12 protein-coding genes, 1 pseudogene and 1 riboswitch are annotated in these 13,169 nt (G+C 70.5%); of the genes and pseudogenes, 8 read left to right on the top strand and 5 right to left on the bottom strand.

The features are described 5' to 3' along the window. Nucleotides 1–15: 15 nt before the first annotated feature. Nucleotides 16–1,770: an ABC transporter ATP-binding protein gene (locus AB5J53_RS46070; RefSeq protein ID WP_369251532.1), complete on the top strand. Its 1,755-nt coding sequence runs from the start codon at nucleotides 16–18 to the stop codon at nucleotides 1,768–1,770. Nucleotides 1,771–1,774: 4 nt separating this feature from the next. Here AB5J53_RS46070 and AB5J53_RS46065 read toward each other — a convergent pair whose 3' ends face one another. Beyond that, nucleotides 1,775–2,644 (bottom strand): prolyl oligopeptidase family serine peptidase, encoded by an 870-nt coding sequence (locus AB5J53_RS46065; RefSeq protein WP_369251531.1) that lies wholly within the window; start codon nucleotides 2,642–2,644, stop codon nucleotides 1,775–1,777. A gap of 117 nt (nucleotides 2,645–2,761) precedes the next feature. Between AB5J53_RS46065 and AB5J53_RS46060 the strand changes: the two genes are divergently transcribed. Both AB5J53_RS46060 and AB5J53_RS46055 read left to right on the top strand, forming a co-directional pair. Further along, nucleotides 2,762–3,670, top strand: a complete 909-nt coding sequence (locus AB5J53_RS46060) for a helix-turn-helix transcriptional regulator (protein WP_369251530.1) — start codon at nucleotides 2,762–2,764, stop codon at nucleotides 3,668–3,670. A 114-nt stretch (nucleotides 3,671–3,784) separates the two neighbouring features. Further along, nucleotides 3,785–5,149, top strand: coding sequence for an MFS transporter (locus tag AB5J53_RS46055; RefSeq protein ID WP_369251529.1), 1,365 nt, complete (start codon nucleotides 3,785–3,787; stop codon nucleotides 5,147–5,149). Between the two features lie 69 nt (nucleotides 5,150–5,218). Here the strand turns inward: AB5J53_RS46055 and AB5J53_RS46050 are convergent, their stop codons facing one another. Next, nucleotides 5,219–5,512 carry a hypothetical protein gene (locus AB5J53_RS46050; RefSeq protein ID WP_369251528.1) on the bottom strand — a complete coding sequence of 98 codons (294 nt, stop codon included), beginning with the start codon at nucleotides 5,510–5,512 and terminating at the stop codon, nucleotides 5,219–5,221. 171 nt (nucleotides 5,513–5,683) lie between these two features. On the opposite strand from AB5J53_RS46050, the gene AB5J53_RS46045 reads away from it, so the two are divergent. Further along, a complete protein-coding gene (locus tag AB5J53_RS46045) occupies nucleotides 5,684–6,049 on the top strand; it encodes a nuclear transport factor 2 family protein (RefSeq protein WP_369251527.1) in 366 nt (121 codons plus the stop codon). A 24-nt stretch (nucleotides 6,050–6,073) separates the two neighbouring features. Here the strand turns inward: AB5J53_RS46045 and AB5J53_RS46040 are convergent. After that, nucleotides 6,074–6,400: pseudogene (locus tag AB5J53_RS46040) on the bottom strand (MarR family winged helix-turn-helix transcriptional regulator); the annotation flags it as partial. A gap of 136 nt (nucleotides 6,401–6,536) precedes the next feature. Here AB5J53_RS46040 and AB5J53_RS46035 point away from each other — a divergent pair. The 4 genes from AB5J53_RS46035 to AB5J53_RS46020 all read left to right on the top strand — a co-directional run bounded on the left by AB5J53_RS46035 (nucleotide 6,537) and on the right by AB5J53_RS46020 (nucleotide 11,538). After that, nucleotides 6,537–7,106 (top strand): 2Fe-2S iron-sulfur cluster-binding protein, encoded by a 570-nt coding sequence (locus AB5J53_RS46035; protein ID WP_369251526.1) that lies wholly within the window; start codon nucleotides 6,537–6,539, stop codon nucleotides 7,104–7,106. Continuing rightward, nucleotides 7,103–8,086, top strand: coding sequence for a xanthine dehydrogenase family protein subunit M (locus tag AB5J53_RS46030; protein WP_369251525.1), 984 nt, complete (start codon nucleotides 7,103–7,105; stop codon nucleotides 8,084–8,086). Before AB5J53_RS46035 ends, AB5J53_RS46030 begins: the two co-directional genes overlap by 4 nt. Nucleotides 8,087–8,095: 9 nt before the next feature. After that, on the top strand, nucleotides 8,096–10,324 hold the full coding sequence (locus AB5J53_RS46025) for a molybdopterin cofactor-binding domain-containing protein (protein ID WP_369251524.1): 2,229 nt from the start codon (nucleotides 8,096–8,098) through the stop codon (nucleotides 10,322–10,324). Between the two features lie 255 nt (nucleotides 10,325–10,579). Beyond that, nucleotides 10,580–10,666, top strand: a riboswitch (ZMP/ZTP riboswitch). Nucleotides 10,667–10,689: 23 nt separating this feature from the next. After that, complete coding sequence (locus AB5J53_RS46020; protein ID WP_369251523.1) at nucleotides 10,690–11,538, top strand: bifunctional 5,10-methylenetetrahydrofolate dehydrogenase/5,10-methenyltetrahydrofolate cyclohydrolase; 849 nt, start codon at nucleotides 10,690–10,692, stop codon at nucleotides 11,536–11,538. A 10-nt stretch (nucleotides 11,539–11,548) separates the two neighbouring features. Here the strand turns inward: AB5J53_RS46020 and AB5J53_RS46015 are convergent, their stop codons facing one another. Continuing rightward, nucleotides 11,549–12,523: a CU044_5270 family protein gene (locus AB5J53_RS46015; RefSeq protein ID WP_369251522.1), complete on the bottom strand. Its 975-nt coding sequence runs from the start codon at nucleotides 12,521–12,523 to the stop codon at nucleotides 11,549–11,551. Further along, nucleotides 12,516–13,079: an RNA polymerase sigma factor gene (locus AB5J53_RS46010; protein ID WP_369251521.1), complete on the bottom strand. Its 564-nt coding sequence runs from the start codon at nucleotides 13,077–13,079 to the stop codon at nucleotides 12,516–12,518. Before AB5J53_RS46010 ends, AB5J53_RS46015 begins: the two co-directional genes overlap by 8 nt. Nucleotides 13,080–13,169: the final 90 nt, after the last annotated feature.

Here is a 13,169-nt window from a genome sequence, read left to right as displayed (position 1 = left end):
CCCGCAAGGAGCGCCGTGAGCCTCACCGACGCCGAGCCCGTCGTGCCCACGTGGCGCCTGCTGCTCGGGTACGTACGACCGCATCGACGGGCGCTGCTGGCGGGTGCGCTGCTGGCACTCGCGACCGGGGCCACCGGCCTGGTGCTGCCGCTGGTGGCGCGGGGGCTCATCGACGACCTGTCGCACGACCGGCCCATCGGGCGCGCGCTGCTCGGCATGGCGGTGCTGGTGGTCACCAACGCGGCGGTGGGGGCGCTGGGTTCGTATGTGCTGCGGCGCACCGCCGAGTCGGTGGTGCTCGGTGCGCGGCGCGCGCTGTCGTCGTATCTGCTGCGGCTGCGCATACCGGCCGTGGACCGCAGCGAGCCCGGCGACCTGATGGCCCGGATCACCTCGGACACGACCCTGCTGCGTGAGGTCACCACCGATTCCCTCGTCGGCCTGGGCACCGGCGGCCTCACTCTCGTCGCGACGGTCGTGATGATGGGGCTGGTGGACTGGGTGCTGCTCGGCGTCACCCTGGGGGTGATTCTCTGCGCGGGCACCGTGCTCGGCGTGATCGTGCCGCGCATCAACCGGGCGAGCAAGCAGGCACAGGACGCCGTCGGCGTGATGGGCGCCTCGCTGGAACGGATCCTCGGCGCCCTGCGCACGGTCAAGGCGTCCGGTGCCGAGCACCGTGAGGAGCAGACCATCCACGCGGCGGCCGAGGAGTCGTGGCGGCAGAGCGTGCGGGCCGCCAAGTGGTCCGCGGCCGCGGGCAATACGGCCGGTCTGGCAATGCAGATCGCCTTCATCACGGTCCTCGCGGTGGGCGGCGCGCGGGTCGCGACCGGCTCGATCGACGTGGGCACGCTGGTCGCCTTCCTCCTCTACGTGTTCTATCTGATGTCGCCCATCCAGCAGGTGGTCGGCGCGATCACGCAGTACCAGACCGGTGCCGCCGCGCTCACCCGGATCCAGGAGGCGCTGCGGCTGCCCGCCGAACCGGCGGCCCTGCCCGCCCCGTTGCCGACTCCGGGCGCCGAGCCCGCCGCGCTCGCCTTCGAGGACGTCCGCTTCCGCTACGCCGACGATCTGCCGTATGTCCATCACGGTGTGACCTTCGCCGTCCCGGCCCGCGGCATGACCGCGTTCGTCGGCCCTTCCGGGGCGGGCAAAACCACTGTCTTCTCGCTCATCGAGCGGTTCTACGACCCCGAGGCGGGCGTCATCACGCTCGACGGCCGTGAACTGGAGCGCTGGGATCTGCCCCAACTCCGCTCCGCCATCGGCTATGTGGAGCAGGACGCCCCCGTGCTGTCGGGCTCGCTCCGCGACAACCTGCTGCTCGGCAATCCGGACGCCGACGACACGGACCTCACCCGTGTGTTGAAGACGACCCGACTCGACGGCCTGATCGCCCGCCTGCCGCGCGGCCTGGACACGCTCGTCGGCCACCGCGGCACCAAGCTGTCGGGCGGCGAGCGCCAGCGCGTCGCCATCGCCCGCGCCCTGCTGCGCCGCCCCCGGCTGCTGCTCCTCGACGAGGCCACCTCGCAGCTCGACGCCGTCAACGAAGCCGCGCTTCGCGACACGGTCGCCGATGTGGCCCGCACGACCACGGTCCTCGTGGTCGCGCACCGGCTGTCCACCGTCACGATGGCCGACCGCATCGTGGTCATGGACGCGGGCCGCGTCCGCGCCGTGGGCACCCACCGCGAACTCGTGGCCGCGGACCCGCTCTACGCCGAACTGGCCGCGACGCAGTTCCTCGCGACCGCCGGCTGATCGCCTAGAGGTGCCGGTGGAAGAAGTCGACGACGGTATCCCAGGTCGGATCGCACGGCCGCGCCTCGGTCTCCTTGCCCTCGCGTGAGGAGACCGTGAACGCGTCCCGCTTCACGGTGGGGTCGGTCAGGAAGTCGTTCCACGGGCCGTGGTCGGCGTGCGGCAGGGTGATCAGCTCGACGTCGGCGCCCGCCTTCGCGAGCGCCTCGTAGAAGAGTTCGCCCTGGCCGTAGGGGACGATACGGTCGGCCTTTCCGTGCAGGATCAGGAAGGGCGGGGCGTCCTCGCCGACGTACGTCACCGGACTTGCGCTGCGGGCGAGTTCGGGCCGCTCCTGGAGGGGGCCGCCGAGCAGGCGGGACTCCGCGGACTCGGGGTCGTCATGGCCGTACGGGCTGCCGGGGAAGCGCGTGAACTCCTGGAGCGTGCCGGGGAGCATCTGCTCGTCCATGCTCAGCAGGTCGGTCGGCGGGTACACGGGTACGGCGGCGCGGATGCCGTCGACGGTCAGCGCGGTCAGCGCCGCGGCCCAGCCGCCCGAGGACTCGCCGAACATCCCTATGCGATCGGGGTCGAGGCCGTACGACGTGGAGTGCGTCCGGAGATGGCGGATCGCCTCTTCGATGTCGCGCAGTTGTCCGGGGAAGACGGTCTGCGCGCTGGAGCGGATGGCGAGCCCGGCCACGGCGAAGCCACGCGGATTCAGCCGCCGGGCGACCACCTCGGCGTCGTCCCGCCCGGAGTCGGCGAGCCAGCCCGAGCCGCGGCTCCAGATCACCAGCGGCCAGGGGCCGTCACCGTCCGGGACGTACAGGTCGATCAGTCGGCCGTCGAGTCCGTCGCCGTATGCGATGTCCTTGAGTTCCTTGGCCATGGATCAGCTCTCCTTCTATGGTGATGCTCTCTTTCCGCCACGACGGGCGGTCGTCCACTCGGCGACCACTCCAAACTAGGCGGGGAGGTACGTCCGACCCGGATACACAGGCGACTGATGATGGTCAAAAACCGACACTCGGCCGGGCAGGCCATCCCCGAGGTCGCGTTCGCGGCGCCGGTCGGCACTCCGGCGGGCCTGGAAGTGATCTCGCTGGCCGACCTGCGTTCCAGGGCCGACGGCCGCGGGGTGGATCTCGGCGCGCCGCAGCGCCCCGGCTTTCACCACGTGCTCACGCTCACCTCCGGCGCGCTGCGGCAGACCGTGGACTTCACGGAGTACGTCCTCGACCCGGACTCATGGCTGTGGGTGCGCCCCGGTCAGGTGCTCCAGTGGGGCGACCTGGAGAAGGCCGAGGGCATCCTGATCGTCTTCGAGCGGGACTTCCCGGACCCGGCCACCGTCGGTGCGGCCCGGGTGGACGATCCGGAGGCGCCCGTGCTGCGCACCCCGGCGGCCGAGGACGCCGAGGCGCTGCGCCTCGCGGCGACGCACCTGGAGCGCGAGTTCCGGGCCCGGGGGCGGCTGCCGCTCGACGCGCATGTCGCCGTACTGCGCCATCTCCTGGACGTCCTGGTTCTGCGCGTGGCTCATCTGGAGGTGCCCGGCGGCCCGGCCGATGGGCCGAGCGAGACCTTCCTGCGCTTCCGTGCCGCCGTCGAACGGGACTTCGCCCGGACGCACCGCGTGGACGACTACGCCGCCGCGCTCGGGTACTCCACCCGCACACTGTCCCGGGCCACCCTCGAGGCGGCGGGCGTCGGCGCCAAGGAGTTCATCGACCGCCGGGTCGTCCTGGAGGCCAAGCGGCTACTGGCACACACCGACCTGGCCGCCGCCCGTATCGCCGCCCAGCTGGGATTTTCCAGCGCCACGAATTTCGCCAAGTACTTCCACCAGCGCGCCGGACAGGCCCCCATCGCGTTCCGCGGTGCCGTACGCGGACGAGCCGACGGCCTCCGGTAGCGCTGGGCCCGAACCATTGACACCCGCGCGTCCCACCCCGACACTCATGCCATTCATCCAGTGAACACAACTTCACTATGCGAACGAGCCCGCTCGCTTTCCAGGGACTTGAACATGATTTCTCCCGGTATATCCGGTGCGCAGCACCCGTCACCCGATCGCCCGCCGCACACCTTCCGCACCGTCTTCCCTGTCCTGGCGCTGTGCTGGATGTCCGTCTTCTTCGACGGCATGGACGTCAACATCTACGGCGCGGTCATGCCGCACATGCTCGACGACTCCGGGCTCGGACTGACGCCGGCGAGCGCGGGCACGATCGGCAGCTGGACGACGTTCGGCATGCTCATCGGCGCACTGACCGCCGGAAACATCACCGACTGGCTGGGTCGCCGCCCGATGCTCGTCGCCAGCGTGACGCTTTTCTCGGTCGGCTCCGCGATCTGCGCGTCGGCCGGGGACCCCACGCTGTTCGGAACGGGCCGGTTCATCGCGGGGCTCGGGCTCGGCGGCCTGATGCCGCTGTGCCTGGCCATGGTCATGGAGTTCGCTCCGCCGCGCCGCGCGGCGCTCACCACCGGATTGCTGATGACCTCGTACCACGCGGGCGGCATGCTCGCCACGACGCTCGGGCTGACGCTCGCGCCGACGGCGGGCTGGCGCTGGGTGTTCTGGGCAGGCGTGCTGCCCGCCGTGATCGCCGTACCGCTGCTGCTGAACTTGCTGCCCGAGTCGCCCGGTGTGCTGCTCGCCCGCGGTGAACGGGCGAAGGCCGACGCCGTCGCCGACCGCTACGGTCTGTCCCGCCCCACCCCGGTCGCCGCTCCGGCAGCGGGCGCCAAGGGCAGGCTCGCCGCGGTCCAGGCGCTCTTCCGTCCCGAGTCGCGCTGGGCCACTCCCCTGCTCTGGGTGGCCTCCTTCTCGGGTCTGCTGCTCGTGTACGGCGTCAGCACCTGGCTGCCGCAGATGATGCGCGCCTCCGGCTACGGCCTCAGCTCCTCGGTGAGCTTCCTCCTCGTCATCAACGCGGGCGGCATCGTGGGCCTGCTGATCGCGGGCCGCACCGCCGACCGCTTCGGCGCCGTCCGCGTCTCGGCGGTCTGGTTCGTCCTCACCGCGGCCGGAGCGCTGCTGCTCAAGGCACATCTCCCGCTGGGAGTGACGTACGCCGTGGTCGCGGTCACGGGCATCTGGCTCTTCAGCGCGCAGGTGATGGTGTACGCCGCCGCCAACACCGTCTACCGCGAGAGCGAGCGCGCGGCCGGGCTCGGCCTGGTCACCGGGGTCGGCCGGACCGGCGCCGTCGTCGGGCCCTGGCTGATCGGCTCGCTCGCCGCGAACGGCAACCAGAGCTGGGGCTTCACCACCTTCGCCCTGGCCGGGCTGCTCGGCGCGGCGGCGATAGCGCTCGTACCGCTGGCCCGGCGCACGAGCCGGCGGGAGCGGACCTCGGCAGCCGTCGTCGTCGCGGCCGACGCGTAAGAGACGGCGAGCCCCGGCAGAACGTCGATGTTCTGCCGGGGCTCGCCCTACCGACCCGTGTGGTGCGTCTTAACCAATGCCCGAGAGCAGCCCGGTGGCCGGCGCGAGCAAGTCGGTCACCGGGCGCAACTCGTTCAGTTCGGTCAGACGGTCGAGTCCTGCCAGCTGGCGGGAGGGCAGTGGGAATTCACCCTGGCGCTCCGCGGGAATGCCGCTCAGCGCGAGGGAGTCGAGCTGGGTCATCGGGTTCAGCTTCCCCGCGTCCTGGGCCTCGGAGCCCGCCGCGCTCGCCATCGGCGCGGCAAGGCCGGTGACACCGATGGCGAGGCCAACGGCGGCGACCATACGTCGTGTTGAGATCATGCTTTCAGCAACGGACCCGGGCCCCCGACGGACACGGGCCTCCTCCACCGCTCACCCGTCAGGCGCATCGGGCCGCTCCGCTTGCCGTGTGCCCCGCGTCGGAGGAGTCTCGGAGGAGAGGCCCTTCGCGGCCCACTCCTCGCTGGGCCGCGGCCTTCCAAGGAGGTCACCATGGGCACCGCGGCAGCCCCCGCCTTCGACACCGAAGTGCTACGCCGGGGCATAGAAGGACACAGCGCGGCAGATCTGCTGTCGCTCTACGCGGACGACGCGGAACTACGCATCATCGACCGCAACACCCAGCCCAGCCACCCGATGGTCAAACACGGTCGCGGCGAGATAGCCGACATGCTCAACGACGTCTACAGCCGGGACATGACACACAAGCTGGAAGAGTGCGTCATCCAGGGCGACCACGTCGCGTTCACCGAGTCCTGCGAGTACCCGGACGGTGTGCGGGTGCTGGCAGCTTCGATGATGTCGCTGCGCAACGGCAAGATCGTCGAACAGACACTGCTCCAGGCATGGGACGAGTAGGAAGGAACTGGCCGAGGGTCCAGGTCAGGTCCCGTGTGACCTGGACCTTTTCGGCGGGTGCGGCAATGGGCCGGTCGCGTCCGCGCCGGACTCGGCTGCCACGACCAGTTTCCGCAGCAGGTCTGCGAGCCACCGCTTCTCTGCTGGGCTCAGCACTGCGAGCAGTGCGTTCTCACCCTCGTCCTCCGACACCGCATGCCGCTCGAAGGCGTCGAATCCGGCGTCGGTGAGCCGTACGCGGCGACGGTCCCCTCGCTCATTCACACGGCTGATCAGCCCCGCCTCGTCCAGCGGCCCGAGCCGCGCAGACAGGACGCCCCGGGTCAGTCCGAGCACGTCGGCGAGCTGCGACGGGCTCGCCTCACCGAAGAAGCTCTCGCGGTGCGACGGTCAAGTTTGTGCGAGAGCCTGGGGACGAAGGAGCGCGCCCGACAGCGGCGACGCATATCCGGGTGACACCCGCGCCTAGCGAGGAAGGCGGGCTGTGATGAGCGCTTCGGACACGGGCGCCGCGGGGCTGAGCCAGGGCGAGATGGCCCAACTCTCGGTGATCACGTTGAGCGTCAACGATCAGATGCGGCGGCTCGAGGTGGATCCGCGGACCTCGCTGCTCGACGCCCTGCGCGAGCATCTGCGCCTGAGCGGGACCAAGAAGGGGTGCGATCACGGACAGTGCGGCGCCTGCACGGTGCTGATCAACGGCCGGCGCGTCAACTCCTGTTTGACGCTGGCCGTGATGCATGAGGACGACGAGATCGTGACGATCGAAGGCCTGGGCGATCCCGATGCCCAGCACCCCATGCAACGCGCCTTCGTTGAGCGTGACGGCTTCCAATGCGGCTACTGCACTCCCGGCCAGATCTGTTCGGCAGTCGGCATGCTCGCCGAGGTCGAGGCGGGTTGGCCCAGTCACGCCACCGCTGACGTGGCCTCGCCGCGCATCGCGTTGACCGATGAGGAGATCCGCGAGCGGATGAGCGGCAACATCTGTCGATGCGCCGCCTATCCGAACATCATCGCGGCGATCCGCGGCATCGCGAGGGGCGGCCTGGAATGAGGTCCTTCACTTACGAGCGAGCGAGCGACGCACAGGCCGCTGTCGCCGCGGTGTCCAGAACCGGCGCCAAGTTCATCAGTGGCGGCACCAATCTGCTCGATCTGATGAAACTCGACATCGAGCATCCCAGCCATCTGGTCGACATCAGTCGGCTTCCGTTGCGGGACATCGAGGAGCTGCCGGACGGCGGACTGCGCATCGGCGCCCAGGCGGCGAATTCCGACGTGGCCGCCGATGCCCGAGTGCGCACCCGCTATCCGGTGCTGTCGCAGGCGCTGGTGGCCGGCGCCTCGGGCCAGTTGCGCAACAAAGCGTCCACCGGGGGAAATCTGTTGCAGCGCACTCGCTGCCCTTACTTCTACGACACCGCTGCGGGCTGCAACAAGCGCAATCCCGGGTCGGGATGCTCGGCGATCGGCGGGTTCAACCGGATACACGCGATTCTCGGCGCCAGCAACTCCTGCATCGCCACCCATCCTTCGGACATGGCCGTCGCGATGACCGCGTTGGAGGCGGAGATCGAGCTGCTCGACGCCGACGAGTCGGTACGCCGCGTCGTCATCACGGACTTCTACCGGCTGCCGGGCGATACGCCGCACATCGAGACCGTGTTGCGGCCTGGCGAGATGATCACGGGCGTGATCCTGCCCGCGTCCCCGCCCGGCCGGCAGATCTACCGCAAGGTGCGCGATCGGGCGTCCTACGAGTTCGCGCTGGTCTCCGTGGCGGCTGTCGTCTCGGCAGATCAGGGAACGATCGGTGAGGCACGGGTGGCGTTCGGCGGTGTGGCGCACAAGCCGTGGCGGTCCTTCGAGGCGGAGGCCGCGTTGACCGGCCGTCCGGCCACGATGGCCACCTATCGCGCCGCCACCGAGGCGGCGATGCGCGACGCCGTGGGGCAGGGGCACAACGACTTCAAGATCGAGCTGGCCAAGCGCACGCTGTGCCGAACGCTCGCGCAAGCGGCCCAGTCGAGCTGAGGAGGCGACATGATCGGGCAAGCCTTGAACCGCGTCGACGGCCCGTTGAAGGTCGCCGGCCGGGCCACCTACGCCTACGAGCATTGGGAGGCCGGCCAACCGCTCTACGGGTTCATCGTCGGCGCAACGATCGGCAAAGGCCGCATCACCCGGATCGACACCGAGAGCGCCGAACGCGCGCCCGGCGTAAAGATGGTGATGACCCATCACAATGCCCCGGCGCAGGGTGTCCGTGATGAGTCCATTACGTTCGAATACTGGCGTGCACAGCCGGTGCTGACCAGCCCCGACATTCACTATTACGGCGAGCCGGTGGCACTCGTCGTCGCCACGACCCTCGAACAGGCCCGAGCGGCAGCCGATCTGGTCGAAGTCGAATACGCCGGTGGCCGGGGACGTTTCAACTTCGCCGAGCAGGAAGATGAGGTGTACATCCCGAAAGTGGTCAATGCCGGTCTCCCCACCAACACTGCGGTGGGCGATTTCGATGCCGGGTTCGACAGCGCGGCGGTCAAGGTCGACCAGCAGTACACGACGCCGTACGAATTCTCGATGCCGATGGAACCGCACGCGTGTCTGGTGGAACCGCGCGACGAGGACCTGGTCGTCTACGTCAGCTGCCAGATCGTCGACGCGGCGCGGGCCTCGGTCGCCGGCACGCTTCGGATCGACCCGGAGCGGGTTCACATCGTCACCCCCTTCGTCGGCGGGGGATTCGGTTCCAAGCTGGGCATCCACTCCGAGACGATCCTGGCGGCGCTCGCCGCTCGCGAGTTGCGCCAACCGGTCAAGGTCGCAATGACCCGGCAGCAGATCTTCCAGCTCGTCGGCAACCGTCCCACATCCAGGCAGCGGGTTCGACTGGGCGCGGAGCAGGACGGACGGCTGACCGCGATCGCCCATGACGTCACCATGCACACCAACCCCGACGTGGAGTACGCCGAGCAGACCGCCGCCACGACCCGCAGCCTCTACGCCGCGCCCCACCGGTTGACCAGCCACCGGCTGGCGCCGCTCGATCTGCCGCCCGGGTCGGACGTACGCGCGCCGGGCGAAGCACCGGGCATGCTGGCGGTCGAGTCGGCGATGGACGAGCTGGCCCATGCGCTCGGGATGGACCCGGTCGAGCTGCGGATCTGCAACGAGCCCACCGTCGATCCCGAGCGAGACGTGCCGTACAGCGACCGGCACCTGGTGGAGTGCCTGCGCGAGGGCGCGCGCCGGTTCGGCTGGGAGCACCGCCCCGCCACCCCGGCGAGTGTGCGCGACGGGCGGTGGCTGGTCGGCTACGGCATGTCGGCGGCCATCCGCGGGCACTTCCAGGGGCCGACAGCGGTGCGGGTGCGGTTGGAGGCGGACGGCACCGCCGTCGTCCAGACGGACATGACCGACCTCGGCACGGGCACGTACACGGTCCTGACCCAGGTCGCGGCCGACGGGCTCGGACTGCCGCCCGATCGGGTGCGGATCGAGCTCGGGCGTTCCGAGTTTCCCACCAGCTGGGGGTCCGGCGGCTCGTGGGGCGCCACCAACTCGAGCAATGCGGTGCATGGTGCGTGTATGACCCTGCGCAAGCAGCTCCTGGCCGCGGCGCGCGACGACACGCGCTCTCCGCTGCATGGCCTGGACCCGGCAGACGCCGTGATCTCCGATGGCAACGTGAGTATCGGTGGCGCGTCCGAGGCGCTGAGTGAGATCGTCGCACGCAACCATCCGGCAGGTGTGGAGGCAGAGGGCGGGACCCGCTTCATGGGCGACGATCCGAATTACACGGCCTATTCGATCAACACCTACGGGGCCCATTTCGCCGAAGTGGGGGTCGACGCGGACACCGCCGAGATCCGTCTGCGGCGGATGCTCGGCGTCTTCTCGGTGGGCCGCGTGCTCAACGCGAAGACGGCCCGCTCGCAGCTGATCGGGGGCATGGTCTGGGGAGCCGGCGCGGCCCTCGAAGAAGAGGCCGTCGTGGACCCGCGATCCGGCGCCTTCGTCAACCGGGATCTCGCGCAATATCTGGTGCCGGTCCACGCCGACATCCCCGACGTCGACGCCGTCGTCCTCGACGGGTACGACGACAAGGCCAACGTCCTGGGCGCGAAGGGCGTCGGTGAGTTGGGCATCTGCGGGGCCGGTGCGGCGGTCGCGAACGCGGTGTTCAACGCCACCGGGGTGCGCGTGCGCGACTTCCCCATCACCCTGGAGAAGGTGTTGCCCGGTCTACCACCGATGGACACCTGACGCTTCGACGACAGTGCCATTGACCGGCCAGTTGGCGTGAGGCGGCGGTGTACGGCCCCATCGTCGTCGCTCGCACCGCTGGGCCCGGCTCCGGCCGAGTTCCGCTGCCAACCGGCCCGGGAGAGCGCCCGCTGGGCCGGAGCCGGCGGAGCCGTGACGACCGAGGCGCAGGCCGACGGGTTCCTGACCGGCGCCGACCCCACGGCACCACCTTCGGGGGGCGGTTCGAGCCGGTAATCGTACGAGCTACCCTGGTCGGCGGGCCGTGACTGGCGCTGAGGTGGAGTACCACCGGGGAGCGGTCCGACGAAGGGGTCTTTGCCGCGCGCCTGGGCGATTGTGTCAGCAGCGCTCAGGAGGAGCACATGTCCCAGGCCCAGCTCATGGACGGCGCCGGTCTCGCCCGCCGCATCGTCGAGGAGACCGCCAAGCGTGCGGCCGACCTCAAGGACCGTACGGGTGCGGCTCCGTGTCTGGCGACGGTGCTGGTCGGCGAGGATCCCGCCTCGGTCACCTACGTGCGGATGAAGCAGAACCGCAGCCGCAAGGCCGGCATCGAGTCGCGGCACGTCGCCCTGCCCGCCCACACCACGACGGCCGAACTGGTCGCCACGCTCGAAGCCCTCTCCGGCGACCCGACCGTGCACGGCATCCTGCTCCAGCACCCGGTCGGACCGCACATCGACGAGCGCGCGGCGTTCGAGGCCATCGCCCCTGAGAAGGATGTCGACGGTGTGACGCTGAGCTCCTATTCGGCGATGAGCTACGGCCTGCCCGGCTTCGTGTCCTGCACGCCCGGCGGCATCATGCGGCTCCTCGACGAGTACGACGTGGACCCGGCCAGCCGGCGGGCCGTCGTCGTGGGCCGCAGCGCGATCCTCGGCAAGCCGGTCGGCATGCTGCTGCTCGGGCGCGACGCGACGGTGACGTACTGCCATTCGCGTACGACGGATCTGTCCTCGGTGGTGCGCGAGGCGGACATCGTGGTGGCCGCCGTGGGACGCCCCCGGCTGATCCGCGGCGAGGACATCAAGCCGGGAGCCGTCGTGATCGACGCGGGCTACAACCCTGGGAACGTCGGCGACGTCGACTTCGACACCGCCGTCACCCGGGCCGGGCTGATCACGCCCGTGCCGGGTGGCGTCGGCCCCATGACGATCGCGGTCCTGCTGGAGCAGACCGTCACGGGGGCCGAGCTCCAACTCGGCGTCTGACGTTCCCGGTTCAGCGCATCCAGGCTCTGTACGACATCACGTCCCCGGCCTTGACGCCGAACTCGGGATCGGCCTTGGTGACCGTGTCCTCAAGGCCGAGAACGGCTCCGGTCGCCGGGTCCAGGATCAGCATCCTGCGGCCTGAGTGGGCCTTGTCGTCGTACACGTACGCCTGCCCCTGGCGGCCCAGCCGATCGGTGACCGCTCCGGCCGGGCGCAGGCCCTTCGCGTCGGCGAGGACACGGGTCAGCGCGGCGGTCTCGCGGGCACCGAGCGTCCAGTGGTCCAGCAACTGGGCGACGGCGTCAAGGAGTTGCGGCGTGTCCATCGCCTCGATCGGGTCGATCTCCTCAAGATAGGCGCGCAGCCGCTCGGCGTCGTGCGGCGGTCGCGCCTGGGGCGGTGCGTCGCTCCAACTGGGTGGGTACGTCTGCCTGCTGAGGACATGGCCGTCCTCGACCGTGCGCGGGACGGGGCCGGCGTCGGTGATGACCGGCCTGCCCGGGTGGCGCGGGTCGGTCGCCACGACGAGTTCGGTGTGACTGCCGTCGGACTTCCAGCGGACGACGCGTTCCTCGGGGAGCGTGATCGGCGGCCGGGCCTCGGGTCCTGAGGTCATGCCCAGGCTCCAGGTCTGGACGTGGGTGCCCTGGAGCAGCGGGAGCGAGCTGTCGGATGCCGCCGCGCGGTCGGCGAGCCGGTCCAGGGGTACGGGGGCGGAGCCCGCCTCGACGACCAGCGCGCGCGGGGCGGCCACGGCGGGGGTGGTGGTCGATCCCGACAGCGTGAGGGCGAGGACGACCATGCCGACGGCCGCCGCGGTCCCGGCGCTCCAGACCCAGCGGCGCCAAGGGCGGGGGCGCGCGCTGTGCAGCAGGTGGTTGAGGCGGCGCTCGGCGTGCTGGTCCAGCGGGCGTTCGTGGAAGCGCGGGTCGGCGGACGGCACCGGGTTGGCGCGGCGCAGCAATTCGAGTTCGTCAGCCATGGCCGTGCTCCTTCGGGGTGTCGCGGCGGGGCGTTTCGGTGCCGGCGGCCACGGTGATCTGCAGGCGGTCGATCTCGGCTCTGAGCCGGCGGCGGGCACGGTGCAGACGCATCGCCGCGGCGCGGCTGCCGCAGCCGAGGGCGACGGCGACCTCGTCGATGCCGAGCTCCTCCCAGGCCGTCAGCCGCAGCACTTCCTGGTCGGCCGGGGAGAGCCGGGCCAGGGCCTCGTGCACCCAGTCGCCCGGCGACTCGGAGTCGGGGCCCGCCACCACCTGCTTGCCGTGCGCGCTCTCGTCGTTGCCGAGCCGGTCGACGAGCCTGCGGCGGCGCCCGTAGCCGCGTACGGCATTGGCCAGACAGTGACGTGCCACGCCGTACAGCCAGGGAAGGGGGGACGGCGGGAGGTCGGACCGCCGCCGCCAGGCGACGGTGAAGACCTCCGCCACCACCTCCTCGACATCGCTGCTCCGGCCGTCCAGTCGCCGCGCAACGTAGCGGCTGACCGCCCAGTAGTGCTCGCGATAGGCAGCGGCGAAGGTCTCGTCGTTGCTCATAATCCGTAGGTGTCCGGCAGGTTCGTGATCGTCACACCCGCCGATGTGACGCTCGTCGCTCCGCTCCAGTGTGACGGTGGGGCGGGCGCC

This window comes from Streptomyces sp. R41 (assembly GCF_041053055.1).
In the GTDB taxonomy this organism is placed as follows: domain Bacteria; phylum Actinomycetota; class Actinomycetes; order Streptomycetales; family Streptomycetaceae; genus Streptomyces.
This window is presented reverse-complemented; position numbering and strand designations above follow the sequence as displayed.

Coding starts and splice junctions, on each gene's coding strand:
- AB5J53_RS46010 (WP_369251521.1), bottom strand. CDS start 13,079: ATGAGCAACGACGAGACCTTCGCCGCTGCCTATCGCGAGCACTACTGG.
- AB5J53_RS46060 (WP_369251530.1), top strand. CDS start 2,762: ATGATGGTCAAAAACCGACACTCGGCCGGGCAGGCCATCCCCGAGGTC.
- AB5J53_RS46020 (WP_369251523.1), top strand. CDS start 10,690: ATGTCCCAGGCCCAGCTCATGGACGGCGCCGGTCTCGCCCGCCGCATC.
- AB5J53_RS46015 (WP_369251522.1), bottom strand. CDS start 12,523: ATGGCTGACGAACTCGAATTGCTGCGCCGCGCCAACCCGGTGCCGTCC.
- AB5J53_RS46045 (WP_369251527.1), top strand. CDS start 5,684: ATGGGCACCGCGGCAGCCCCCGCCTTCGACACCGAAGTGCTACGCCGG.
- AB5J53_RS46050 (WP_369251528.1), bottom strand. CDS start 5,512: ATGATCTCAACACGACGTATGGTCGCCGCCGTTGGCCTCGCCATCGGT.
- AB5J53_RS46055 (WP_369251529.1), top strand. CDS start 3,785: ATGATTTCTCCCGGTATATCCGGTGCGCAGCACCCGTCACCCGATCGC.
- AB5J53_RS46025 (WP_369251524.1), top strand. CDS start 8,096: ATGATCGGGCAAGCCTTGAACCGCGTCGACGGCCCGTTGAAGGTCGCC.
- AB5J53_RS46030 (WP_369251525.1), top strand. CDS start 7,103: ATGAGGTCCTTCACTTACGAGCGAGCGAGCGACGCACAGGCCGCTGTC.
- AB5J53_RS46035 (WP_369251526.1), top strand. CDS start 6,537: ATGAGCGCTTCGGACACGGGCGCCGCGGGGCTGAGCCAGGGCGAGATG.
- AB5J53_RS46065 (WP_369251531.1), bottom strand. CDS start 2,644: ATGGCCAAGGAACTCAAGGACATCGCATACGGCGACGGACTCGACGGC.